This is a genomic window from Kocuria sp. HSID17590 (genome assembly GCF_003989485.1).
GTDB classification, from domain to species: Bacteria; Actinomycetota; Actinomycetes; order Actinomycetales; family Micrococcaceae; genus Kocuria; species Kocuria salsicia.
The window spans coordinates 20,658-45,171 of sequence record NZ_RBMB01000007.1 but is presented as its reverse complement, the minus strand read 5'-3'; the positions used below and the strand labels follow the sequence as shown (position 1 = coordinate 45,171).

The following is a 24,514-nucleotide window of genomic DNA, read 5'->3' as shown; positions in this document are numbered from 1 at the left end:
GGGCTGGGGGTGCACCGCCGAACAGTGTACGTGAGTGAGGCTGGACGATTCCCGCGTGCTCGCGGGAATCGCGCCGTCCGTGACCACGGACCGGGCCCCGCGACGTGGTCGCGGGGCCCGGTGGTGGTGCGGGGTGCTGGGCGGTGGTGCCCGGCGGGCGGGCTCAGGAGGCCGTGGCGTCCGCCTGGTAGGCCACCTTCTCCTCGCCGGAGGCACCGTCCGCGCTGAGGCTGATCACGCCGTACTCCCAGCCCTTGCGGCGGTAGACGGCGGAGGGCTCCTGCGTGTCCTTGTCCACGAACAGGAAGAAGTCGTGACCCACGAGCTCCATCTGGTCCACGGCCTCGTCCACGGTGATCTCGTGGGCCGGGAAGCGCTTGCGGCGGATCTCCACGGGCGAGGGGGTGTCGCTCAGGACGAACTCGTCGTCGAACACCTCGTCCTCTGCCGCGGCGAGCTCCTGCTCGGAGGCGAATGCGGGCCCGGCGTCGCTCGGCACCACGGGCAGGGAGCCCGTGGCCTCGTGGACGGCGACGGGGCGCTGGTGGCCTCCGCGGTGGATCTTGCGACGATCACGCGCCCGGCGCAACTGCTCCATGAGCTTCGCGTAGGCCTCGTCGAACGCCGCGAACTTGTCGTCGTTGCGGGCCTCCGCACGGACCACGGGGCCGCGCCCGTCCACCGTGATCTCCACACGGATCCCCTGGCGCCCGGAACCGGAGGTGTCCTTGGTCACCTTGACCTCGATGGCCTCCACCTTGTCGCCCAGCTGCTGGAACCGCTCGCTCTTGGACTCGACGTGTTCCCGGAAACGGTCCGGCAGAGTGATGTTGCGACCCTTGATGTTCAGTTCCATGAGACCCTCCAGAGCTTGAGGATGGTGTGGGACCAGTTGCTCGCCCACGCGGGACACCTTTGATTCCCGTGGTCCAACGCTAGATGAATTGGTGAGGAAATTCACTGATCGCCACCTCGGACGTTCATGCGTTCTCCTGGGGTGAACGCGGGACGCGGACCCCGGCGAGGGTCACGACGGCGGGCACGCACGCCCCGGCGGCCCGCAGTGCGCGCACGGCCTCGGCCGCCGTGGCGCCCGTGGTGAGGACGTCGTCCACGACCAAGCACACCGTGCCCCGCACGCCCGTCGCACGCATCGTCCCGCGCAGCGCCCGCTCCCGCTGGGCGCCGCCGCGCGCCTTCTGGCTCCCGGTGCCCCGTCCCCGCACCCGCCGGTGGGACACGGCGGGGGTGACGCGGGTGTTCCGGGGCAGGGCGGTGCCCCCGAGAATGCTCGCCACCGGGTCGAACCAGCGACGACGCCGCGCGCGGGCGCTCGTGGGAACCGGCACCCAGTGCACCGGCGCCGTCGCACCACCCGGTTCCTTGCGGACGTCCCGCGCGGCCGCGGTCAGCACCGGGGCGAGCACGGCCGAGAGGACCGGGGCGAGATCCGTGCGGCCACCGTTCTTGAACGCCAGGAGGCAGGACGCGAGCTCGTGCTCGTACTCCCCCGCGGTCCACACGCGCACCCCAGCGGCGGCGAGCGGCGGAGGGGGCACCAGTGAGCCCGGGTGCGCCGTGGCACGCCGGAGCACGATGCGGCACGAGCGGCACAGGGCCTTCCCTGGCTCCCCGCACACCGCGCAGGTCACGGGCAGGACGAGTTCCAGGGCCTGGGCCCACCAGCCGGCGAACCGGGCGGCCCGGGCGTCCCAGCCCACGGGCCCGCGGCGCCGCGGCGGCGTCGTCCTCGTCGTCATGGACCGAGTTCACACCGTGCGGCGGGCGCACCGCAGCCCCCGGAGGTCATGGGGAGGGCGGACCGCACGGGCCCCGGGGCACGTGCACCACCCGGGAGACCCGGGAGCCCGTCAAAGCCCGGTGCCCCGTGCGACGGCACCCGACCGGGCGCTCGTCAGCCGCGGATCACGGCGCGCTCACCCCGCGAACGCGGTGTCCGTGACCGCTTCGCTCTGCAGGGCCCACGAGCTGCCGGTGAGCATGTACAGCTTGCCGTCCGACGCGCCGTAGACCGCGGCCGGGCCGTTGCCGCCGGCGATCGAGGTGACGCCCGTCAGGGACGGCAGCTCGTCGTAGCGCCCGGCCACGCTGTAGCGCCGGGGCTGCGCGTTGCCGTCCTGGTCCAGCGCCGTGGTCACGAACTCGTCCGCGCTGATCCACTGGGCCGTGTCCACGTCCACGTCCGCCGCCACCGCGTTGCCCTTCACGAGCTCGGTGGGCCGCCCGGAGTCGTCCCGGACCACGCCCGCGAGCCACACCGTGGCGCGGGAGGAACTGCCCGTGGTGGTCACCACGAGCGCGCGGCTGCCTTCCCGCGAGATCCGCAGGGAGGCCACGTGCTGGTTCTCGAGCCACTGCGCGCTCACGGTGCTGCCCTCGCCCTCGTCGGAGGCGCGCACCGCGTGCACGGTCCCGGAGCGGTCGGAGCCCCACACGTAGTCCATGCGGTCGAAGCTGGGGCGAGTCAGCTGCGTGCCGGACCAGCGCCGCTCCGGCTCCCTCCCCGAGGCCACGGTGTAGACGACGGAGTCCGCGTTGTTGACGAATCCGAAAATGGTGGCCTCGGTGCCCATGGCCGGCCGGGCAATCGAGGCGCCGTCAGGCAGGGTCACGTTGGGGATGTCCTCGGACTGCCCGCCCTGGTAGAACGCGAGGCGGTTGTCGGACACGCCGATCTGCCGGTTCGGCACGGTGACCGAGCGGACGGCCTCGCTGCTCGAGCTCCCAGAGGTCTCCACCGGGGCGTCGTTGATGGTGAGGTCCACGTCCTCGACGTTCGGCACCGAACGCAGGGTGGCCCGCAGCTGCTGGTCCATGCGGTGGGCCTCGTCCACGTCCGCGGGGTCGAAGTTCGCGAGGCTCAGGGCCACCGCCGCGGTCCCCCCGGACACGGGCACCGAGGAGCGGGAGAGGGACGCGGTCTGCGGCAGCGCGCTTGTCACCGCGGTCCCGAGGTATCCCGCGGGACCGCTCAGCAGGGCGCGGACGGCAGCGGTGGAGGCCGTGGAGCGCTTCGCGAACCACCGGGGGTCCGGCACCAGGTAGTTCGGGTCCTTCGCGGAGTAGAAATAGAGCGTGATGGGGTCGAAGATCTGCTCGAAGTCTGCCCGCGGCACGATCACCCCGTCCGGCGCCTTGGAGATCCGCCACTGGCCGTCCACGGAGGTCAGCACGAAGTCCAGCACGCGCGTGCTGCCCGAGGGCTGGGACGTGAGGACACCGTTGGAGCCCAGCTCACCGCTGATCTCCAGACTCGTGCGGAACTCGCCCTCGTTGAGCCGCGGCACGGTGGTGGGCTCGCCCGAGTGGATGAGCACGCGGGTGTCCGGCTTCCACGTGGTGGCCAGCTGCGGGGTGAGGTACTTGCGCGCCACGGAGTAGTCGTCCTGCGCCCCCACCCCGGCGGCCAGGAAGCCCTCGACGATCTCCTGCGCCGAGGCCCCCACCTGCGGGGCCTGGGGGTTGAACGCCATGGCGGTCTGCTCGGACTGCTCGGTGGGCTCGATGACCTTGTGCACCGGACCGGAGCGGGGCATGGCTCCGCACGCCGACAGCGTCAGACCGAGCGCCACCGCCGCCAGCGCGCCGGCGTACCGGGCGCGCCGGTGCTGCGCGGGCGTCCTACCGGCAGGCGTTCCGCCGGTCCGGCCCCTCACCTGCCGTGAGTGCTTCCGTGCCGTCATGACTCCTCCGTCCCGCGGCCGTCCGTGGCCGCGCTCGAGCCCGTCCGCGGACCGCTTCCCGCGCCGCCGACGACGCCGCGCCCACCGTGACCGTGCCCGGTCACGTCCGCGGCGGCGTCGCCGTCACAGTCACCGTCACCGTGACTGACGCTGTCTCCGGAGCCGCCCGGGTGCTCCGGGGCGGCGGGACCCGCCGAGGCCCCCTGCGGGCCACGCTCCCCCGGAACCTCGATGCGCAGCTGACCAGTGGCAGGCTCGCTCACGAAGCGCGTGGGCGGGGCCGTCAGCTGGAGGGAACCGGTGTCCGTGACGCGCGCCGTGGACTCGGCGGAGTCCTCGTCCGGCGGCATGGGCAGAGGGTTCGGCAGCTCCGGGTCCAGGGGCTGAGTGCGCAGCAGCGGCAGGGTGAGGCGGAAGCAGGCGCCGTTGTCCGGCTCGGCCCAGACCTCGAGCCGTCCCCCGTGCAGCCGGGTGTCCTCCGTAGCGATCGCCAGACCCAGCCCGGTGCCGCCCACGGTGCGGACGCGGGCGGGATCGCCGCGCCAGAACCTGTTGAACACCTTGCTGGTCTGCTCCTCGGTCATGCCGATGCCGTGGTCCCGCACCGCCACCGCCACGCAGTTCTCGTTCGCGCCCACGTAGATGTCCACGGGCTTGCTCTCCCCGTGCTCCAGCGCGTTGGTCACCAGGTTGCGCAGGATCCGGTCGATGCGCCGCTGGTCCATCTGCACCACGGCGCGGGTGAGGGTCGAGCGCACGGTGAGCTCCGAGCCGGAGGTGAGGATGATCGGCGCGGCCGCCTCCACGACGTCGTAGATCACGGAGAAGATGTCGGTCGAGGCCATGTCCAGCCGCGCCGCCCCGGCGTCGAAGCGGGAGATCTCCAGCAGGTCCGAGAGCATCGAGTCGAAGCGCTCCACCTGGTTGTGCAGCAGCTCGCTCGAGCGCCGGTTCACGGGGTCGAAGTCGTCGCGGGCGTTGTAGAGTACCTCGGCGGCCATCTTGACCGTGGTCAGGGGCGTGCGCAGCTCGTGGGAGACGTCCGAGACGAAGGTCTGCTGCATGGAGGAGAGCTGCTCGAGCTGCGTGATCTGGTTCTGGATGGAGTCCGCCATCCGGTTGAAGGACCGGCTCAGCCGTGCCACCTCGTTGCTGCCGCGCACGTCCATGCGCACGTCCAGGTCACCCTCGGACAGCCGCTGGGAGACGCGGGCCGTGTTGGAGACCGGGCGCACCACCTCGCGGGTCACGTACCACACGATCGTTCCCACGAGCAGCAGCAGCGCCACCATGGACAGCAGCAGCACGGCGTGGATCGAGTCCAGGGTGGCCTGCGGGTCCGAGAAGTCGTAGACGAAGTAGAGGCCGTAGCGGGAGTTCTGGTTGAGCTGGACCACGTCCCCGATCACGATCACGGGCTGCTCCGGCGCGTTCTCGGCCATCCGCACGGACGCCGGCTGCCAGTACGTGCCGTCCCCGCTCGCCACGCGCTGCTGCAGCTGCTGCGGCACCGATGCCGAGGTCATCCACGAGCTCTCCGTCTGCACCCCCACGAAGGACTGTCCCGTCCCCTGGTCCAGGGGGATCAGCACCCAGCGGTGGTCCGTGGTGCTGGGGTCCTGGCTCAGCTTGCCGAGGGTGGAGTTGATGAGCGCCTGCACCTCGGTGCGGTCCGAGGCGTCCGAGGCGTCGAAGCTGGCCTGCGCGGTGCCGATGTCCGTGCGGGCCTCCTCCAGCACCTGGTTGAGGCGGTCCGTGAACAGCCGGTCCGCGATCTGGTGGGACAGGAAGCTCCCCGTGGCGAAGAACGCCATGGAGGTGAGGGTGAGCGCCACCGCAATGGCCCGGAACTGCAGCGACTGCCGCCAGCGGCGGAACAGCACACGGCGGCTCAGCCGGAGCCTGCGGAAGCGCTTGGGGCGACGGCGCGGGCCGGGGTTGCGCGCCGCGGCGTTCGCCGGGGACACCGTCATTTATGCGGGTGTCCGCCCGCCTTGTAGCCGATCCCCCGGACGGTCAGCACCACCTCGGGGTTCTCGGGGTCGCGCTCGACCTTGGAGCGCAGCCGCTGCACGTGCACGTTCACGAGCCGGTTGTCCGCCGCGTGGGGGTAGCCCCACACGTCCCGCAGCAGCTCGTCGCGGCTGAAGACCTGGTGCGGGGAGCGCGCGAGCGTGGCGAGCAGGTCGAACTCCAGCGGGGTCAGGGGGATCTCCTCGCCGTCGCGGGTCACGGTGTGCCCGGTGACGTCGATGACGATGTCCCCCAGGGTGATCTCCTGCGAGGCACCGCGGTCGGTGGGGCGCAGCCGCGCTTTGACGCGGGCCACGAGCTCGGCGGGCTTGAACGGCTTGGGGACGTAGTCGTCCGCGCCGGCCTCCAGCCCGCGCACGACGTCCGCGGTGTCCGACTTGGCGGTGAGCATCACGATCGGGATGTCCGACTCGGCACGGATCTGCTGGCAGACCTGGATGCCGTCCATGCCCGGGAGCATGAGGTCCAGCAGGATCAGGTCCGGCTCGGAGGCGCGGAAGACCTCGCGCGCGCTGGAACCCTCGTAGCAGTACACCGGCTCGAAGTCCTCCGAGGCCAGGATGATGCCGATCATTTCCGACAACGCGGCGTCGTCGTCCACTACCAAGATTCTCGCCTTCATGGCCCGCTTTCGCACTCGAGTCCTCCACCGGGTGCGGCCGTGGCCGGGCTCCCCGCGTCCTGCTGAGATTCTACGGCCTGGTGGGGCTCAGGCCTCGCTGCACGCCTCCGTGAGCGCGTCCCCCAGCTCCGTCACGCGCCGCAGTGCACCCGGCAGCTCGGGCGGGGTGAGCTCACTGACGGCCGACGACGGCGCCAGCAGCGTCCCGAGCAGCGCGGCGGGGTCCATACCCAGCTCGGTCCAGGGCCGCAGCACCCGCTCCACGTGGGCGCGCACGGCGGGACGACCGGTCACGGGTGCGGTGTCGAAGCACAGCCCCACCCCCGCCTCGTGCAGGGCTGCGAGGGGCTCCCACGCCTCTGTGGGACCGGTGGGCAGCGCGGTCACCGCGGTGTCCGCTCCCGTGCGCAGCGCCCAGGAGGGCTCCGCGGAACCGGCGGCGAGCAGCACACGCTCCGCGCCGGCGTCGCGCGCCGCACCGACGGCCTCGGTGAGGGCCGCCCGCACCTCGTGGCGCGGCAGGGAGCGCAGGGTGCGGTAGCCGCTGGCGGTGGGAATGGTGCCGCGCAGCACGCGGTCCAGCTCGGGCTCCTCGACCACCAGCACCGTGCCGCGGCCGTCCGTGTTGCGCCGCAGGGCGGCAAGCAGCTCGCCCAGCCCCGCGCACCAGGACTGGGTGAGGTCCCGCCGTGCGCCGGGGTCCGACTGCAGCTTCTCGCCGTTGTGCACGTGGACCGTGGCGGCGAGAGAGACCGGGCCGAGCAGGGAGAACGCGACGGGGCCGGTGTCCGAACCGGACTCGGCGCCCAGGACGTCCGCGACCACGTTGAGGTCGCTCGCGAGCAGGGCCCGGGCCTGCCGGGAGTCCGCACCGGGCACGGAGGTGATCCGCCACCCGTGGGGCTGCCGGTCCGCGTGCAGCGAGTCGAGCACGGCGCTCGTGCGGGCCGCGAGCTCAGCCTGCGGTCCGCGGTCCGGCAGCACGGGAACGCCCGCGAGGTGGGGCGCACCCAGTTCGCCGCGCAGCACCGTGAACGTCTCGAAGAGGTCCGTCCCCCGCAGCGCCCGGGTGAGGGTGGCCGTGACGGCGTCCCCCGCGGGCGCGCTCATGCGTCCTGGCCGCGGTGGTGGTCCTCGGAGATGGCCTCGTGGTGGCGGATGACCTCGCTAATGATGAAGTTGAGGAACTTCTCTGCGAACTCGGGGTCCAGGTGAGCCGCCTCCGCGAGGCTGCGCAGCCGCTGGATCTGCGCCTTCTCCCGCTCCGGGTCCGACGGCGGGAGGTCGTTCTCGGCCTTGAGCCTGCCCACCCGCTGGGTTGCCTTGAAGCGCTCCGCGAGCAGGTGGATCAGGGCGGCATCGATGTTGTCGATCGTGCCGCGGATCGAGCTCAGCCGCTCGAGCGCGGTCTCGGACGTGCGGTGCGGGACGTCGGACGCCGCCGGATCCACCGGGGCGTGGTCCTCGGGGCGGGCGGTCGGGTGAGTGGCTGGGGTCATGCGTCCACTGTAATCACCGTGGTCCGACGCCCCGAAACGCTCTCAGGAGGCCGCGACGACCGGGCGGTCCGCGTGCGCGGAGTCGATCGTGGCCTGCCCCAGCACGCGCGTCCCCTGGTAGAGGACCATGGTCTGTCCGGGTGCGACGCCGCGCTGGGACTCCGCGAGCCGCACGTGCAGCCGGGGCTCGCCGGCCTCGCGGCTCAGCCAGGCGGTCGCCGGGGCGGGATCGCCGTGGGCGCGCACCTGCACGGTCACCGGAAACTCCTCGGAGCGGGCGTCCGTCGCGTCACCCAGGGCCGCGACCTCACGCGGGGGCAGGCCCGCCCACGAGGGGCGGATCCCCTCCATGACGTCGATCGCGAGCAGCTGCTCGGGACCCACGACCACCTCGTTGGTCTTGGGCCGGATCTCCAGCACGAACCGGGGCTTGCCGTCCGGGGCGGGGCGGCCGATGTGCAGCCCGCGGCGCTGTCCCACGGTGTAGGCCTGGGCACCGCGGTGCTCTCCCAGCTCGTTGCCCTCGGTGTCGACGATCCGCCCGGGGTCCAGGTCCATGTGGTCCTCGAGCCACCCGCGGGTGTTGCCGTCCGGGATGAAGCAGATGTCGTGGGAGTCCGGCTTCTTGGCCACGGACAGTCCCCGCTCCTCCGCCTCCGCGCGCACCTGCGCCTTGGAGGGGGTCTCGGCGAGGGGGAAGATGGCGTGCTCCAGCTGCTCGGCGGTCAGCACGCCCAGCACGTAGGACTGGTCCTTCGCCCAGTCCGCGGCGCGGTGCAGCTCCTTGTGGCCGTCCGCGTCCTCCACCACCTTGGCGTAGTGGCCGGTGCACACGGCGTCGAAGCCCAGCGCCAGCGCCTTCTCCAGCAGGGCGGCGAACTTGATCTTCTCGTTGCAGCGCATGCACGGGTTCGGGGTGCGCCCGGCGGCGTACTCGGCCACGAAGTCGTCCACCACGTCCGCCTGGAAGCGCTCGGAGAAGTCCCACACGTAGTACGGGATGCCCAGTTTCTCCGCGGCACGCCACGCGTCCCGGGAGTCCTCGATCGTGCAGCATCCGCGTGCTCCGGTGCGCAGCGTGCCCGGGGTGCGGGACAGTGCCAGGTGGACGCCGGTGACGTCGTGCCCGGCGTCCACGGCGCGTGCCGCGGCCACTGCCGAGTCCACGCCGCCGCTCATGGCTGCCAGTACGCGCACGGGGGTGCCTCCAGGGAAAGTCGTCGGGTGGGACTCCTTAACAACGCCGCCTGCCAAACTGCTATTCCCGGGGACGACTTAACAACGCCGCCTGCCAAACTGCTATTCCCGGGGACGACGCCGCGCGCCGCGGCGGGTGCCCCGGCGCCGGTTCGTCCGGGCGGCGCGGGCCGCGGCGTCGTCGTGCTCAGCGGGCAACCCGCTCAGAACGCGCCGGGCACGTGCCCCGAGAGGCCCGCGGTGCGGGCGCGCTCGTAGACCTCGCCCACCGCGTCCAGGACGCGCTCGACGTCCTGCTGCGTGCTCGTGTGCCCAAGCGAGAAGCGCTGCGCGCCGCGGGCAGTCTCCTCCGGCACGCCCATGGCCAGCAGCACGTGGGAGGCGCGCGGCACGCCCGCGTTGCACGCCGAGCCGGTGGACAGCGCCACCCCGGCCGCGTCGAAGAGGAAGAGCATGGAGTCCCCCTCGCAACCGGGGAACGTGAAGTGCGCGTTGCCCGGCAGCCGGGTGGGATGCTCCCACTCCGCCTCCGGGGCACCCGGCTCGGGCCCTCGCAGAACGGCGTCCGGGACCCGCTCCCGGATCCCGGCCACGAGGGCGTCGCGAAGGCGTGCGCGGCGCAGGAACTCCCCGCGCAGATCGGACCGGGCCGCCTCGACCGCCGCGCCGAACGCCGCGGCACCCGCCGCGTTCACGGTGCCGGAGCGGACACTGCGCTCCTGACCTCCCCCGAAGCTGGTTGCGGCGAGCTTCACCGTGCGTGGGGCGTAGAGCGCACCCACACCCATCGGGCCGCCGAGCTTGTGGGCCGAGACTGCGAGGGTGCTGATGCCGCGCAGATGGGCGTCCACGGGCACGGCGCAGAACGCCTGGACCGCGTCCACGTGGCAGGCCACCCCGGCGTCGTCGCACAGGGCCGCGAGTTCCGCCACGGGCTGGACGGCGCCGACCTCGTTGTTCGCCCACATCACCGTGGCCAGCGCGACCTCGTCACCGCGCCGCGCGAGCAGGTCCGCGAGCGCGGCGGGGTCCACGCGGCCGTCCTCGGCCACCTCGAGCCACGCGAGCTCCGCGCCCTCGTGGGCAACGAGCCACTCGGCTGTCTCGGACACGGCGTGGTGCTCCACGGTGGACAGCGCGATCACCGTGCGACGAGGGTCGGCCTCCCGTGCCGCACGGTAGAGGCCGAGCACCGCCATGTTGTCCGCCTCGGTGCCGCCGGAGGTCAGGATGACCTCGACCGGTTCCGCGTTGAGGGCTGCCGCGATCTGGTCCCGCCCCGTCTCCAGCGTCATGCGCGCGGCGCGACCGCCGGAGTGCAGGGAGGCCGGGTTGCCGCCCCTGCGGGCCTGCTCGACGAACGCCTCAACGGCCTCCGGGAGCATGTCCGTGGTGGCGGCGTGATCCATGTAGACGCGGGGTGTGGGCATGGTCCCCATTCTAGGCGCGCCTACAATCGCCCCCATGCTGCACTTCGTCTTCCACACCCCCGAGATCCCCGGCAACACGGGCAACGCGATCCGCCTGGCCGCGTGCACCGGCGCACGGCTGCACCTGGTGGAGCCCCTGGGCTTCAACTTTGACGATGCCAACCTGCGCCGCGCGGGCCTGGACTACCACGACCTCGCAGTCATGGACGTGCACCCCAGCGTTGACGCGCTCTGGGACTCGCTCGGGGATGCCCGCGTGATCGCGTTCACGTCCCACTCGAGCACCCGCCACACGCAGCTGGACTACCGGGACGGGGACGTCCTGCTCTTCGGCCGCGAGTCCACGGGGCTTCCGGGGGACGTCCTGGAGGACCCGCACGTGACCGAGCGGGTGCGCATCCCCATGCTGCCCGGCCGCCGCTCCCTCAACCTCGCCAACTCGGCGTCCATCGCGCTCTACGAGGCCTGGCGCCAGCTGGGCTTCCCGGACGGCGTCTGAGCCGGGGACGACGGCGGCGCGGGGCCGGTACCGCAGCCACCACGCCGGGGAACACGGCGACGGCGGCCCAGCGCAGCGCACAACGACGGCGCCCTGCGCACCCGGGTGCGCAGGGCGCCGTCGTCGAGGGGCGCTCCGTCCGGGGCTGTCCCCGTGCAGTGGCTAGTTGCTCGTGTGGTCCGCCGCGTTGCCGACGGTGACCGTGACGGTCTTCTCATCGTTGCCGCGGCGGAAGGTGAGCTCCGCCTGGGAACCGGCCGCGAGCTCGCGGATGCCCGCGGTCAGCGCATCGGCGTCCGTGATGGACTTGCCGTTGAACTTCGTGACCACGTCGTTGGCCTTCAGCCCGGCGTCCGCGGCCGGGGAGCCGCTCTCCACGCTGCGCACCAGGGCGCCCGAGGAGAACTGCCCCGAGTTGCTCCCGGACGGCGTGTAGGAGGAGACGGACGCGCCCAGGTAGCCATGCGTGGCCTTGCCGTCCTTGATGATCTCGTCCGCGACCCGCTTGGCCGTGTTGGACGGGATCGAGAATCCCACCCCGATGTTCCCCGAGCTGGAGGAGTCGTTCGAGGAGGACCCCGCCGCCGAGGCGATCGCCACGTTGATGCCGATCACCTGACCGCTCGAGTTCACGAGCGCGCCACCCGAGTTGCCGGGGTTGATCGCCGCGTCCGTCTGCAGGACGTTGAGGTAGACGCTCGACTTCGCGGACTGCGAGCCCGACTGCCCGTTGTCCGGGAAGTTGAAGAAGAAGTCCTGCCCGCCGCCGCCCTGCTGGGAGTCCTCCGGGGTCTCCTGCGCCGCCGAGGAGGCGACGGCGATCGTCCGGTTGAGCGTGGACACGATGCCGTCCGTGACGGTTCCGCTCAGTCCGAGAGGAGCACCGATCGCGATCGCCACGTCGCCCACGTTGAGCTTGCTCGAGTCCGCGAACTCTGCGGGGGTCAGCCCGGAGGGGTCCACCTTGATGACGGCGAGATCGGACTCGGGGTCCGTGCCCACGACGGTGGCCTTGCGCACCGAGCCGTCCGCGGTCTGCACCTCCAGGTTCGCGTTGGAGGTGGCGCCGTCGAGTGTGACCACGTGGGTGTTGGTGAGGATGTGGCCCTGGTCGTCGAGCACCACGCCGGAGCCGGTGCCGGCCTCACTGCCCGACGTCGCGGAGATGGTGACCACGGAGGGGGACGCCTTCTGCGTGGCACCCGTGATCTCGTTGACCGAGTCCGTGTTGTTGACGATCACCGGGGAGCTGTTCGCGCTCGTCGACGAGCTGCTCCCACCGGCCACCGCACCGGTGCCGACCGCGGTCCCCGCACCGAGCAGACCGGCGAGCGCCATGCCTGCCACCATCGCGCCGGCGGAGAACTTGCGGCGGGTCTTCGTGCCGCCCTCACCCGGGTGGGCCGCGGAGCCGCCCTGGAACGACGCACCGTCGTAACCCCCGCCGTACCCGCCAGCCTGGCCGTCCGCGCTGCCCGAGCCGTAGCCGTTGTGGCCGTTCTGGGATGCGGGGGGAATGGGCTGAGTGTCGTTCGGGTTCCAGGGCGAACCGTGCCGCGGATCGGCCCCGGTGTCCCCCGCGGCGCCGGTCGACCCGGAGTCGCTCGCTCTGTAGGCCTGCTCTCCGTAGCGGGGGACGGGACGCTGCGGATCGCCGCCGTCGCGGGGATCGTGGGAATCGGCCATCTTCTCTCCTCAGAACCTCAGGTACCGACTCCTGGGCCGGTCTCTTTCCGTTGCCACAGTATGCGCGCCCGTGCTGTGCCGGTGCTGTGAGAACTGACGGGTTCTCGTGAATCAGCTCAACCTTTCCGGGGTGCGCGCTGACATCACGGATCCAGCACCTGTGCTCAGCGTATTCTGTGACTTGAGCGGCGCCGCTCCCGCGCAGAACGCACCGACGATCACGGGGGGCGCCGAACCACCGGGCTGACGTCGAAAGAACGAGGGTCATGAGTTCACGCACCTACTGGCGGCGCACACTGTCGGCGGCCGCACTCGCAGGTTCCTCCCTGATGCTCCTCTCCCCCGCAGCACTGGCCGAGACCCCGCCCACGGTGGATCCGGGCGTCCGCGTCGTGGATTCAGCGGACGCGCTCGGTGACACCTCCGCGCTGCAGGACTCGATCGCGTCCCTGTCCCAGGAACACCAGATCACGCTCTACGTGGTCTACGTAGAGCGCTTCACGGATCCCACCGACCCGGAGCAGTGGGCGAAGCAGTTCGCCTCCGACAACGGTCTCGGCAGCAACGACGCCGTGCTGGCGGTGGCCACACAGGCTCGCCAGGCACGATTCCTGGCCAGCTCCGCCGGGCCACTCTCCACCAGCGACCGACAGAAGATCTACACCGATGACATTGCCCCCGCACTGAACAAGGGTGACTGGAACGGCGCGGCCGAGGGCGCGGTGAAGGGTATCGACTCCGCCCTCAGCGGCGGTCTGGGCGGTGGTGGCGGTGCGGTTCTGGGCACCGTGGCGGTCGGGGGGCTCGCCGCCGTGGGCGTGGGTGCCGTGGTCGTGGCGCGCAAGCGACGTCGTCGTGGCGCAGACGTACCGGGGGGCCAGCAGCAGCGCGGTGGCGCGCCGCAGCGTCCGCTGGTGCCCCTGCCGGAGCTCCACAGGCAGGCCGGATCGGCACTCGTGGAGGCGGACAACGCCATCCAGCACTCCGAGCAGGAGCTCGCGTTCGCGCAGCTGCAGTACGGCGCGGAGCAGACACGGCCGTTCCAGGAGGCGATCGCCCGCGCCAAGGAGCACATGCGGGAGTCCTTCGAGCTGCAGCAGAAGCTCGAGGACGACATCCCGGACACCGAGGCGGACCAGCGCGCGTGGCTCGGTGAGATCATCGACCGCACGCGGCAGGCCAGGGCGCCGCTCGCGGAGCAGGAGAAGAACTTCACCCAGCTGCGGCAGCTGGAGACCCGCGCCCCCGAGGCGTTGGAGGGGGTCCGCCGCGCCGTGGCGGACGCGCGGCCACGCCTTGCGGACGCCGAGGCTACGCTCGTCTCGCTGCACGGGACCTACGACGACGCCGCCCTGGCCCCAGTGGCGGACAACGGCGCCCAGGCGCGGGACCGCCTCGAGTTCGCGGAGTCCTCGATCCAGCAGGCGCAGCAGCACCTGGACTCCGGTGAGGTCTCCGAAGGGGTGCTCGCGATCCGGGCCGCCGAGGAGGCCACGGGTCAGGCCGAGGGGCTCATCACCTCGGTGGACAACGCGCGCCGCGAGCTGGCGAAGGCCGAGGAGTCCCTCAAGGATGCCGTGAGCATCGCGCAGCGGGACGTCGCCGAGGCCGAGGGGATCGTGCAGCACGGCTCTCGCCCCGAGCTCGCGGGTGCCGCCGCGGGGGTGCGCTCTGTGCTGCAGACGGTCACGGAGCAGATGTCCTCGGGCCACTACGACCCCGTGGGCTCGGCCCGTCGCCTGGCCCAGGCGAAGGCGGAGCTGGACAAGGGGCTTCAGGACGTCCGCAACGCCCAGGACCGTGCCCGCTCTGCCCGCGAGACCCTCTCCCACACGCTGGTGAGCGCGCAGGCGAGCCTCACCACGGCGTCGGACTACGTGTGGGCGCGCCGGGGCGGCGTGGGCGCTCAGGCGCGCACCCAGCTCGCGGAGGCAGAGCGCCACCTGCAGATCGCCCAGCAGCTGCAGGAGTCCGATCCAGAGCGTGCACTGAACGAGGCCAACCAGTCCATCCGGCTCGCCGAGGACGCACAGCGCTCCGCGACCGCGGACGTCGACCAGTTCTACAGCTCTCCCGCCGGCTACGGCGGCATGGGCTACGGCGGGCGCCGCAGCAACGGTCTTGGCGGTGCGGTGCTCGGCGGCATCCTGCTGGGCGGCATCCTCAACGGGGGCGGCGGCTACGGCGGCGGCCACCACGACGGCGGTTTCGGCGACGGCGGCGGCTTCGGGGGCGGTTTCGGCGGTGGTTTCGGCGACGGCGGCGGGTTCGACGGCGGGGTGGGCGGCAGCTTTTGAGCCGCCCCGGGTCCCCACGGGCTGCCACGCACCGCCCTGACCCGCAAGATCTCAGCTCCATCCGACACACGAGAAGAGGAGAACGACATGAGCAAGCAGTCGATTTTCGGGCGCATCGCCCAGTTGGCCAAGGCCAACATCAACGCCATGATCGACTCTGCGGAGGACCCGCAGAAGATGCTGGACCAGATGGTCCGCGACTACACGGAGAACATCCGCGAGGCAGAGTCCGCCGTGGCCCAGACCATCGGCAACCTTCGCCTGCTGGAGAAGGACCACGCGGAGGACGTCCAGGAGGCCGCGCAGTGGGGCAACAAGGCCCTCGCGGCGTCCAACAAGGCGGAGGAGTTCCGCAGCGCTGGCAAGGAGCTGGAGGCCGGCAAGTTCGACGACCTCGCCAAGGTGGCACTGCAGCGCCAGATCCAGTCCGAGAACGAGGCGCGCGCCGCAGAGCCGCAGATCTCCTCCCAGACGGAGGTCGTGGACAAGCTCAAGGACGGGCTCAACAGCATGCGCGGCAAGCTCCAGGAGCTCTCCACCAAGCGCGACGAGCTGGCCGCCCGCCAGAAGACCGTGCAGGCTCAGTCCCAGGTCCAGGACGCCCTGAAGTCCTTCGACGTCATGGATCCCACCAGTGAGGTCTCCCGCTTCGAGGAGAAGGTCCGCCGCGAGGAGGCAAGGGTGGCCGGACAGCAGGAGCTCGCGGACTCCTCCCTGGACCGTCAGTTCGAGGCGCTGGAGAACATGGGCCAGCAGACGGAGATCGAGGCCCGGCTCGCCGCGCTGAAGGCCGGCTCCGGCGCCAAGGACGGGGAGAACATCGTCTCCTCCGAGGAAGTCTGAGTCGTGGCGACGACGACGGGCAGCGCGCGCGAGCAGCTCGAGGCCATCCGCACCGGCTACGCGAGCGAGGCCCCGTGCCTCGAGCTCGGTGCCGCCCTCGACGAGGACGGTCCCCACACCGACGCACCGGTCCGCGTGCCCCTGGCCACGCTGAACCGGCACGGCCTGGTGGCCGGTGCCACCGGAACCGGCAAGACCAAGACCCTGCAGGCCCTCGCGGAGCAGCTCAGCGCCCAGGGCGTGCCCGTGTTCCTCACGGACGTCAAGGGCGATCTCAGCGGCATCTCGCAGCCCGGTGAGGAGAACCCGAAGGTCGCGCAGCGCGCGGAGTCGGTGGGCCAGCAGTGGACGCCCGCCGCGAGCCCCACGGAGTTCTACAGCCTGGGTGGACAGGGCAAGGGGGTGCCGATCCGCGCCACCGTGACCTCGTTCGGCCCCACACTGATGTCCAAGGTGCTCGGCCTGAATGCCACGCAGGAGTCCTCCCTGGGACTCGTGTTCCACTGGGCGGACTCCAAGGGCTACGCGCTGCTGGACCTCAAGGACCTGCGCGAGGTGATCGTGCACCTGACCTCCCCCGAGGGCAAGGAGGAGCTCGCGGAGATCGGCGGCCTGTCCAAGCAGACGGCCGGCGTGATCCTGCGCGAGCTGACCACGTTCGCCAACGAGGGCGCGGACGTGTTCTTCGGGGAGCCCGAGTTCGACACCGCGGACCTGCTGCGCACTGCCCAGGACGGCCGCGGCGTCGTCTCCTGCCTGGAGCTCTCCGAGGTGCAGCAGCACCCCCGCGTGTTCTCCACGTTCCTGATGTGGCTGCTCGCGGACCTGTTCCAGGACCTGCCCGAGGTCGGGGACGCGGACAAGCCCCGCCTGGTGTTCTTCTTCGACGAGGCCCACCTGCTGTTCGAGGACGCCTCCAAGGAGTTCCTGAACTCGATCGAGCAGACCGTGCGCCTGATCCGTTCCAAGGGCGTGGGGATCTTCTTCGTGACGCAGTCCCCCAAGGACATCCCCTCGGACGTGCTGGCGCAGCTGGGCAACCGCGTGCAGCACGCCCTGCGCGCGTTCACCCCGGACGACGCCAAAGCGCTGAAGTCCGCGGTGCGCACCTACCCGAAGAGCGCCTACGACCTGGAGCAGCTGCTCACGCAGCTCGCCACCGGCGAGGCCGTGGTCACGGTGCTGTCCGAGACCGGCGCGCCCACTCCCGTGGCGTGGACCCGCATGCGCGCGCCGCAGTCGCTGATGCAGCCGGCCCCGGCCGAGACCGTGGACGCCGCCGTCGCCGCGTCCCCGCTGCTGTCCAAGTACGGCGAGGCGGTGGACCGCGAGTCCGCCTACGAGCTGCTGCGCGGACGGCTGGAGAAGGCCCCGGCGGACGCCGACGGTACGGACGCGGCCCCGGAGGCGCCCCGTGAGGAGCCCCCGGAGGAACGACGTCGTGAGGAGGCCCGGGACGAGGCTCCCCGCGGCCGCCGCGACGAGCAGGAGGACGGCGGGTTCCTCGGCTCCGTCATGGAGAACCCGGCCATGCGCTCGATGATGCGCTCCGCGGGCTCCGTGCTGGGCCGCGAGATCACGCGCTCCATCTTCGGCACGTCCCGGCGCCGCCGCTGAACGGCTGCCCACATCCGCCCCGCACGACGCCGCCGGTGCCCCTCGAAGGGGCCCGGCGGCGTCGTGCTGTGCGGGCCGCGAGCACCTGACGGCGAGCGTGGCGGCCGTTCACAAGGCCTTTACAGCGGCCCTCCGCACTGGCTCGCGGGTCCACTAGTGTGGGCTGACATGGGACTACCCGAGAAACTCGTGGCACTTCGTCGGCACCGGTGGGCGCGGCTCGCGCTGCTGCCCCTGAACATCTCGATCCCCGCGGGGGTCCGGGGCGGAAAGGACCTGCGGCTCGTGCACTACGGCATGGGCACGGTGGTCTACCCCGAGGTCACCCTGGGCGAACGGGTGCGCATCTACCAGAACGTGACCATCGGGCGGAAGGACGCGCACCTGCCCCGTGAACAGTCCCCGTTCGAGTGGCTGCACATCGGGGACGACGCCGTGCTCTTCCCCGGCTGCGTGGTACTGGGTGGAGCGGGGGTCACCCGGATCGGCGCCGGGACCATCGTGGGCGCCAACTCCGTGCTCATGAGCGACACCGGTGAGAACGAGATCTGGGCCGGAAACCCGGCACGCAAGGTGGGAGTGCGCTCGGACAGGTGAGGCGAACGGCTTCTCCGAGCCGCAGCTGGCTGCCCCTACACAGCACGACGCCGCCGGTGCCCCTCGAACGGGCCCGGCGGCGTCGTTCTGTGTAGGCGGAAAGCTCAGCATGCCGTACCGGTCACAGGCCCGGACATGCAAGAAGGCCGGTTCCCGAGGGAACCGGCCTTCTTCGTGGTTGCGGGGGCAAGATTTGAACTTGCGACCTCTGGGTTATGAGCCCAGCGAGCTACCGAACTGCTCCACCCCGCGGCGACATCCACAACTATACGGAGGGTCGCCCGGTCGTGCAAATCGGGGGTCGCTCCCCCGTCCGGCCTGGCGTTCGCCACCTCCGCCCGACACCCGACGACCGAGGGAAGCAGGTGCTCACTCCGAAGGCGAAGCGCTCCCCTCCTGTTGCATGGCGTCCTCGATGGCCTTCTGGAGCTGCTCCTGGGCCTCGCCGTACTTGGCCCAGTCACCGTCCTGCCTGGCCTTGTCCGAGTCCTTCATGGCCGTGTTCGCCCTGTCCAGGGCCTCCTGGAGGGAGGAGGAGCGCGGGGCGGGCGAGGAGGACCCGCTGGGCGAGGGGCTCGCCGAGGCGGTGTCCCCGCCGTCGGAGCCGCCCGAGTCACCACCCTGGGCCGCCTCCGCGGCCTCGTCGTCCACACCAGCACCCTTGTCGGTGGCGGCGCCCGAGTTGCCGCCGAAGACCTGGTCCAGTGCGCCGTCGAGGGTGGGGGCGTAGCCCACCTTCTCGCCGAAGCCCACGAGCACCTTGCGCAGGGTCGGGTAGGCGGCGTCCCCGGAGGACTGCACGTACACCGGCTGGACGTAGAGCATGCCGTCACCGGCCGGCAGGGTCAGCAGGTTGCCGTTGATGACCTCGGACGCGCCCTGGCGCAGGATGTTCAGCTCGTTGGACACCTCGGTGTTCGAGTTGAAGTTGTTCTGCGCCTGGCCCGGCCCCGGCACGGACGAGGAGCGCGGCAGCTCGAGCAGCCGCAGCTTGCCGTAGTTCTCGTTCTTCTCGCCCGCCTTGCCGGTGCCCGCGTCCGCGTTCGCGGAGAGGTACCCGTACATCACGTTGCGGGTGTTGCCGGACTCGTTCTGCTGGGGGATGAACGAGGAGGTGAGCGAGAAGTTAGCCTCCTTCTCCCCCGGCATCCGCATGGAGAGGTAGTACGGCGGCTGCGAGACGTCGCGGTTCTGCTGGGTGGGGTCGTTCGGGACGGACCAGACGTCGTCGTTCGCGTAGAAGCTGTTCGCGTCCGTCACGTGGTACTTGTTCAGCAGCTCGCGCTGGACCTTGAACATGTCCTCCGGGTAGCGCACGTGTGCCATGAGGTCCGCGGACATCTCCGAGTACGGCTTGACCGTGCTCGGGAAGACCTTCTGCCACGCCTTGAGCACCGGGTCCTGGTCGTCCCACGCGTAGAGGTCGACCGAGCCGTCGTAGGCGTTTACGGTGGCCTTGACGGAGTTGCGGATGTAGTTCACGCGTTCGGCGGGCAGGGCCGCCGCGTTGCCCTGCGCGGTCTGGGTGTCCTGGGTCGCCTCCTGCAGCACCGACGGTGTGGAGTACGGGTAGGACGCGGCGGTGGTGTAGGCGTCCACGATCCACACCACCTTGTTGTCCACGATCGCCGGGTAGGGCTTGCCGTCCACCGTCAGGTAGGGGGCGGCCTTCTCCACCCGCTCCCGCGGGTTGCGGTCGTAGAGGATCTGCGAGTCCGGGCGCACCGCGTCCGAGAGCAGCATGTCCGTGGACTGGAACTTGATCGAGTACGAGAGCTTGTTGAACAGGTTGCCCACGGCCGGGCCGCCGTCCCCGGTGAACGTGGTCTTGGCGTCGGCGTCGTTGCCGTCGTCGGTCTGGGGCCGGTCGAGCTCGAGGGGCGCGTCCCCCTCCGCGCCGCCCACGATCGAGTACTCCGGAGAGTTCTCGCCGAAGTAGATGCGCGGCTCGTAGTCGTCGGAGATCTGGCCCTTGGACGGGATGCCGGACTGCATGAACTCCGGCTTGCCGTCCTCCTGCACCCGTGAGCCGTAGGCCGCGACCACGCCGTAGCCGTGCGTGTAGACCACGGACTGGTTGTACCAGCCCTGGATCTGGTCCGGGTTCAGCTCGCGGGTGGCGATCACCGTGTCCTGGGTCTGGCCGTCGATGTCGTAGCGGTCCACGTTCAGGTTGTCCGCGAACTGGTAGTACGGGCGGAACTGCTGCAGCTGGGCAAACGCGGAGGAGACCACATTGGGGTCCAGCAGGCGGATGTTGGAGGTGGTCTCCGTGTCCTGGCGCAGCGCGCCCTTCTCGGTCTTCGTGGTGGCGTCGTAGGGGGTGACCTCGGTGTCGTCCAGCCCGTAGGCCTGGCGGGTCATCGTGATGTTGCGCTGGATGTACTCGTTCTCGAGCGCCTGCTCGGTGGGGGTCACCTGGAAGCGCTGGATGGCCCACGGGTACAGCCCGCCGGCCACCACGGCCACCACCACGAGCATCGCGGCGCCGATCAGCGGCAGCTTCCACCGGCCGATGAACCCGGCCACGACGAAGAGGATGGCCACCAGGACGGCCGCGACGGCGAGGATGCCCTTGGTGGGGATCACCGCGTTGACGTCCGTGTAGAGCGCGCCCGTCCACTTGCCCGAGTTGGAGGTCAGCGTGGAGTAGCGGTCGAGCCAGAAGTTCACGGACTGCAGTGCCAGGAACGCGGCCGCGATCGAGCCCAGCTGCACGCGGGCCGCACGGGTGGTGTCGATCCCGCGCTCGTGGATCCTGATGCCGCCGTAGACGTAGTGCATGAGCAGCCCGCCCACCCCGGCGAGCAGAAGTGCCGTGACCAGGAAACCGAGGAGCAGGCGCAGGAACGGAATGGTGAAGACGTAGAACCCGAGGTCCATGTTGAACTGCGGATCCGTCTGCCCGAACGGCTCCTGGTTGAAGAACAGCAGCACCGTCTTCCACTGGGAGGCGATCGTGGAGGCGGCGAAGAGTCCGAAGATCACCGGCACGGCCACCATGACGACCTTGCGCACCGGGTCCAGCGCCTGCTGGTACTTCTGCATGTTCTCGCTGATCCGCTCCTCGCCGCGGGGGCGGTTGCGGTAGGCGAGCCACAGGCTGAGGAACATGAGGCCGGCCACGATCAGCGCGGCCACCACGAACAGCCCGATCACGGCCAGGTTCCGGGTCACGAACACCCGCAGGTAGCCGAGCTGCTGGAACCAGAGGACGTTCGTGTAGACCTGCGTGAAGCCCACGAACAGCGCGATGAGGACCACCACCGCGATCACCGCGGGCAGCAGCGCCCCTCGTTTGCGCCGGCCCGTCGCGGACCTGCTGGATGGACGGGGGGATGTGGATCCGGCGGTCACTGCATACCTCGTAGATTCCTGGGCGCGGCTGACGATCTGTCGATGGTCAGTGTCAACCTTATTGTGCTGAGCCCCTCCGACGCGCGCAATTGCGCGGCGTCGGTGGTGTCACCGGGTGCCGCAGCTGGGGAGGTCCGTGACGTTGCCGGCGGCGGCGTGCTCCACCGCGCTCACGGCCTCGCCCAGGGTGTCGATCTCCACCACGGTGAGCCCGTCCGGGACGTGGTCCACCACTTCGTCGCAGTTCTGCGACGGCGCCAGGAAGTAGGAGGCCCCCGCGTCCTTGGCGCCCTCGAGCTTCTGGCGGATGCCGCCGATGGGACCCACCGTGCCGTCCGGAGAGATCGTCCCGGTCCCGGCGATGTGCTGGTCCCCGGCCATGGAGCCGGGGGTGAGCTCCTCGATGATCCCGAGCGCGAACATCGTCCCCGCGCTGGGCCCGCCCACCTGCTCCAGCTGGAAGTCCACGTCCACCGGGAAGTCGTAGTGCGGCAGCAGGTAGACGCCGAGCTGCCAGCGTGAGCCGTCCGCGTCCCGGGTGAGCTTGACCTGCTTGGTGATCTCCTTGCCGTCCCTGCGAACGGTGAGCTCGGCGCCGTCGGCCCCGGCGGCGTCGAGCTGCCCGCGCAGCCCCTCCAGGGAGGTGACGTGGGTGCCGTTCACGGACACGAGCTCGTCCCCCGCCTGCAGCACACCCTCCGCGGGCCCGCCGGGCACGAGCGCGTGCACGGTGAGCGTGGTGGTGAAGGGCTTGTCCAGGTAGGTCATGGCCGCGGCCACGGAGTCCTCCTGGGACGTGGTCATGGCGGCGGCGTTGGACTCGTCCACCTGCTCGCCCGTGGTCTGCGGCGGGTAGAGGGTGTCCTCGGGCAGGACGGCATCCGTGGGGTCCAGCCAGCCCAGGATCGCGTTGATCGAGTTGATCCGCCCGGACGGCCCGCCCCTGACGTACACCGTGGTGAGGTCCAGCTGGCCGTCGCTCGGGTAGGTCTCGGCGCCCGTGATCTTCACGAGCTGCTTGTCGTCGTGGCTGCCCACGGTGTTGAACGTGGGCCCGGCGGCCTCGATCACGTACGGCGCGGGCAGCACCACCCCGGCCACGAGCAGCACGCTCATCCCGGCGAGCGCCGCCGAGGGCAACGACGGCCGTCGCACGCGTGCGCGCCACCGCCCCTTCTGCTCAGCCGTCACGTCTGGTTCCCTTCCCCCGGCCTCCTGGACCGTCCCAGGGTACTCGGCGCACCCGGCCCCGCTCCCCCGGCACGGCACGACGACGCCGCGTACCGGGCAAGCGGGGCCGCCACGCGGCGTCGTCGTGCCCGGCGCGCGCCCTCCCCCGCACTCCCGGGGACGACGCCGCCCGGGTCGTGGCGGGCGCCCCGGCCAATGGGCACCGCAGCCCCCGTCCCGTGCGCCCCGGCACCGTTCCCAGGTGGCTCGCAGGACCTGAGCCGTCAGCGAACCGGGGACCGGAACAGTGGTTCGGGCCGGGGGCCTCCCGATAGTCTGGAGGGAGTCCCAGACCTCTCTCGATGATTGGCGGTCCCATGCCTTCGAATCCTCCCAACGACGAGAACGGGGAGAGCCCCAAGGACCCGTTCCAGGAGATGTTCGAACGTCTGCTCGGCTCCGGCGCCATGAAGCCCGGTGACATGCCCGCCGGGATGCCCGTGGACCCGCAGTCCATGTCCATGATGTTCCAGCAGATCCAGTCCATGATGAGCTCCTCCGGCAGCGGTGAACCCGTGAACTGGGAGCTGGCCCACCAGAACGCCCGGCAGGCCGCCGCCCAGAAGGGCGATCCGTCCGTCACGGAGAAGCAGAAGGGCGCCGTGAGCGACGCCATGAAGCTCGCGGACCTGTGGCTCGCGGAGAAGACCGCGTTCGGAGAGGCCCCGGTGCTGCCGTCCGCGTGGTCGCGCGCCGAGTGGATCGAGGCCACGTGGCAGACGTGGCAGGAGATGTCCGCGCCGGTGGCCACCTCGGTGTCCAAGGCCATGACGGAGGCACTCACCCAGCAGCTTCCGCCGGAGCTCTCCCAGGCCATGGGCGGTGCGGACCTCTCCGGGATGCTCGCCGGTGCCGGGTCCATGATGTTCGGTATGCAGCTCGGCCAGGCCGTGGGAGCGCTGTCGTGCGAGGTGCTCTCCTCCACGGACGTGGGGATCCCCCTGGCCAAGGACAAGTGCGCGCTGGTGCCGTCCAACGTGGCCGAGTTCAGCGAGGGCCTGGACCTTCCCGCCTCGGACGTCATGCTCTACCTCGCCATCCGCGAGGCGGCCCACACGCGGCTGTTCCACGGTGTGCCGTGGCTGCGCCAGTACGTGCTGGACCTCATCACGGCGTTCGCGTCCGAGATCCACATCGACATGGAGCGCATCGAGTCCATCGCCCGGGATCTGAACCCCTCGGACCCCTCCGGAATCCAGGACGCGCTGACCTCCGGGGTGTTCAGCCCCGAGATGACGCCCACCCAGGAGGCCACGCTCGCCAAGCTGGAGACCGTGCTCGCGCTCATCGAGGGCTGGGTCAACCGGGTCACGGTCGCGGCGACCGCCAACATTCCGTCCGCTCCCGCCCTCACCGAGATGATGGCCCGACGCCGCGCGGAGGGCGGGCCCGCCGAGCGCACCTTCGGCTCCCTGGTGGGTCTCGAGCTGCGGCCGCGCAGGTTGCGCGAGGCGGCCGCTTTCTGGGAGTACCTGGAGGAGCAGCGCGGCACCACCGAGCGGGACAGCCTCTGGGAGTCCCCCGAGCTGCTGCCCACGGACGAGGACCTCGACGACCCCCAGGGCTTCGAGGAGCGCCGCGGCCTGCTGACGGCCAGCGACGAGGAGATGGACGCCGCCCTCGAGAAGCTGCTCTCGGGCGGCTACGACGACGGGTCCGGCGCGTCCGGGGCGGAGGCCAACGGAACGGAAGGCACCGTGTCCCCGGACGCCGGGTCCCAGACCAGCGGGTCTGCGAACAATGGGGCTTCGAACAGTGGGGCTTCTGACGACGGCGCTTCGGAGACGGGGCACGAGGAGGATGGAGCGCAGGGCAAGGGTTCCTCCGACGACACCGATCCGGAAGGGCCCGCCGCCCGCTGAGACGGGCCGGTGCCAGGGCGGGCCGGCCTTTCCAGGTCCG

At 71.1% G+C, this 24,514-nt stretch carries 18 protein-coding genes and 1 tRNA gene; 6 read left to right on the top strand and 13 right to left on the bottom strand.

Features of this window, described 5'->3' with window-relative positions; all coding sequences use genetic code 11:
- Positions 1-163 precede the first annotated feature (163 nt).
- The 9 genes from hpf to D8M39_RS03630 form a co-directional block, all read right to left on the bottom strand.
- Positions 164-856 carry a ribosome hibernation-promoting factor, HPF/YfiA family gene (gene hpf, locus D8M39_RS03670; RefSeq protein WP_055084852.1) on the bottom strand — a complete coding sequence of 231 codons (693 nt, stop codon included), beginning with the start codon at positions 854-856 and terminating at the stop codon, positions 164-166.
- Positions 857-980: 124 nt separating this feature from the next.
- A complete protein-coding gene (locus D8M39_RS03665) occupies positions 981-1,760 on the bottom strand; it encodes a ComF family protein (RefSeq protein WP_126874442.1) in 780 nt (259 codons plus the stop codon).
- A gap of 177 nt (positions 1,761-1,937) precedes the next feature.
- A complete protein-coding gene (locus D8M39_RS03660) occupies positions 1,938-3,557 on the bottom strand; it encodes an LpqB family beta-propeller domain-containing protein (protein ID WP_094394290.1) in 1,620 nt (539 codons plus the stop codon).
- Positions 3,558-3,700: 143 nt separating this feature from the next.
- Positions 3,701-5,677 carry an MtrAB system histidine kinase MtrB gene (gene mtrB, locus D8M39_RS03655; RefSeq protein WP_238693938.1) on the bottom strand — a complete coding sequence of 659 codons (1,977 nt, stop codon included), beginning with the start codon at positions 5,675-5,677 and terminating at the stop codon, positions 3,701-3,703.
- Complete coding sequence (gene mtrA, locus D8M39_RS03650) at positions 5,674-6,360, bottom strand: MtrAB system response regulator MtrA (RefSeq protein ID WP_055084846.1); 687 nt, start codon at positions 6,358-6,360, stop codon at positions 5,674-5,676. The genes mtrB and mtrA overlap by 4 nt, the downstream gene beginning before the upstream one ends.
- 87 nt (positions 6,361-6,447) lie before the next feature.
- Positions 6,448-7,470, bottom strand: coding sequence for a hypothetical protein (locus D8M39_RS03645; RefSeq protein WP_126874441.1), 1,023 nt, complete (start codon positions 7,468-7,470; stop codon positions 6,448-6,450).
- On the bottom strand, positions 7,467-7,859 hold the full coding sequence (locus D8M39_RS03640; RefSeq protein ID WP_055084842.1) for a chorismate mutase: 393 nt from the start codon (positions 7,857-7,859) through the stop codon (positions 7,467-7,469). Before D8M39_RS03640 ends, D8M39_RS03645 begins: the two co-directional genes overlap by 4 nt.
- A 42-nt stretch (positions 7,860-7,901) precedes the next feature.
- Complete coding sequence (gene mnmA, locus D8M39_RS03635; protein WP_055084840.1) at positions 7,902-9,056, bottom strand: tRNA 2-thiouridine(34) synthase MnmA; 1,155 nt, start codon at positions 9,054-9,056, stop codon at positions 7,902-7,904.
- A gap of 203 nt (positions 9,057-9,259) precedes the next feature.
- Positions 9,260-10,486, bottom strand: a complete 1,227-nt coding sequence (locus tag D8M39_RS03630) for a cysteine desulfurase family protein (protein ID WP_094394836.1) — start codon at positions 10,484-10,486, stop codon at positions 9,260-9,262.
- Positions 10,487-10,520: 34 nt separating this feature from the next.
- Here D8M39_RS03630 and D8M39_RS03625 point away from each other — a divergent pair, with 34 nt between their 5' ends.
- The gene (locus D8M39_RS03625; RefSeq protein WP_126874440.1) at positions 10,521-10,985 is read left to right on the top strand and encodes a tRNA (cytidine(34)-2'-O)-methyltransferase; all 465 of its coding nucleotides are present in this window, start codon (positions 10,521-10,523) and stop codon (positions 10,983-10,985) included.
- Between the two features lie 162 nt (positions 10,986-11,147).
- On the opposite strand, the gene D8M39_RS03620 is transcribed toward D8M39_RS03625, so the two are convergent.
- The gene (locus tag D8M39_RS03620) at positions 11,148-12,671 is read right to left on the bottom strand and encodes a S1C family serine protease (protein WP_094394296.1); all 1,524 of its coding nucleotides are present in this window, start codon (positions 12,669-12,671) and stop codon (positions 11,148-11,150) included.
- A 266-nt stretch (positions 12,672-12,937) separates the two neighbouring features.
- Between D8M39_RS03620 and D8M39_RS03615 the strand changes: the two genes are divergently transcribed.
- The 4 genes from D8M39_RS03615 (at position 12,938) to D8M39_RS03600 (ending at position 18,025) form a co-directional block, all read left to right on the top strand.
- The gene (locus D8M39_RS03615) at positions 12,938-14,968 is read left to right on the top strand and encodes a TPM domain-containing protein (protein WP_126874439.1); all 2,031 of its coding nucleotides are present in this window, start codon (positions 12,938-12,940) and stop codon (positions 14,966-14,968) included.
- A gap of 87 nt (positions 14,969-15,055) precedes the next feature.
- The gene (locus D8M39_RS03610; protein ID WP_126874438.1) at positions 15,056-15,811 is read left to right on the top strand and encodes a PspA/IM30 family protein; all 756 of its coding nucleotides are present in this window, start codon (positions 15,056-15,058) and stop codon (positions 15,809-15,811) included.
- 3 nt (positions 15,812-15,814) lie between these two features.
- Entirely contained in the window at positions 15,815-17,428 is a 1,614-nt protein-coding gene (locus tag D8M39_RS03605) for a helicase HerA-like domain-containing protein (RefSeq protein ID WP_126874437.1), read from the top strand.
- A gap of 168 nt (positions 17,429-17,596) precedes the next feature.
- Positions 17,597-18,025 (top strand): hypothetical protein, encoded by a 429-nt coding sequence (locus D8M39_RS03600; RefSeq protein ID WP_126874436.1) that lies wholly within the window; start codon positions 17,597-17,599, stop codon positions 18,023-18,025.
- Positions 18,026-18,200: 175 nt separating this feature from the next.
- On the opposite strand, the gene D8M39_RS03595 is transcribed toward D8M39_RS03600, so the two are convergent.
- From D8M39_RS03595 to D8M39_RS03585, 3 genes are all read right to left on the bottom strand, one after another.
- A tRNA-Met gene (locus D8M39_RS03595) sits at positions 18,201-18,277 on the bottom strand.
- A 117-nt stretch (positions 18,278-18,394) separates the two neighbouring features.
- Positions 18,395-21,382 carry a UPF0182 family protein gene (locus D8M39_RS03590; protein ID WP_126874435.1) on the bottom strand — a complete coding sequence of 996 codons (2,988 nt, stop codon included), beginning with the start codon at positions 21,380-21,382 and terminating at the stop codon, positions 18,395-18,397.
- Between the two features lie 108 nt (positions 21,383-21,490).
- A complete protein-coding gene (locus D8M39_RS03585; protein ID WP_238693937.1) occupies positions 21,491-22,573 on the bottom strand; it encodes a PDZ domain-containing protein in 1,083 nt (360 codons plus the stop codon).
- A gap of 356 nt (positions 22,574-22,929) precedes the next feature.
- Here D8M39_RS03585 and D8M39_RS03580 point away from each other — a divergent pair, with 356 nt between their 5' ends.
- Complete coding sequence (locus tag D8M39_RS03580; RefSeq protein ID WP_126874434.1) at positions 22,930-24,474, top strand: zinc-dependent metalloprotease; 1,545 nt, start codon at positions 22,930-22,932, stop codon at positions 24,472-24,474.
- The last annotated feature ends 40 nt before the right edge of the window (positions 24,475-24,514 follow it).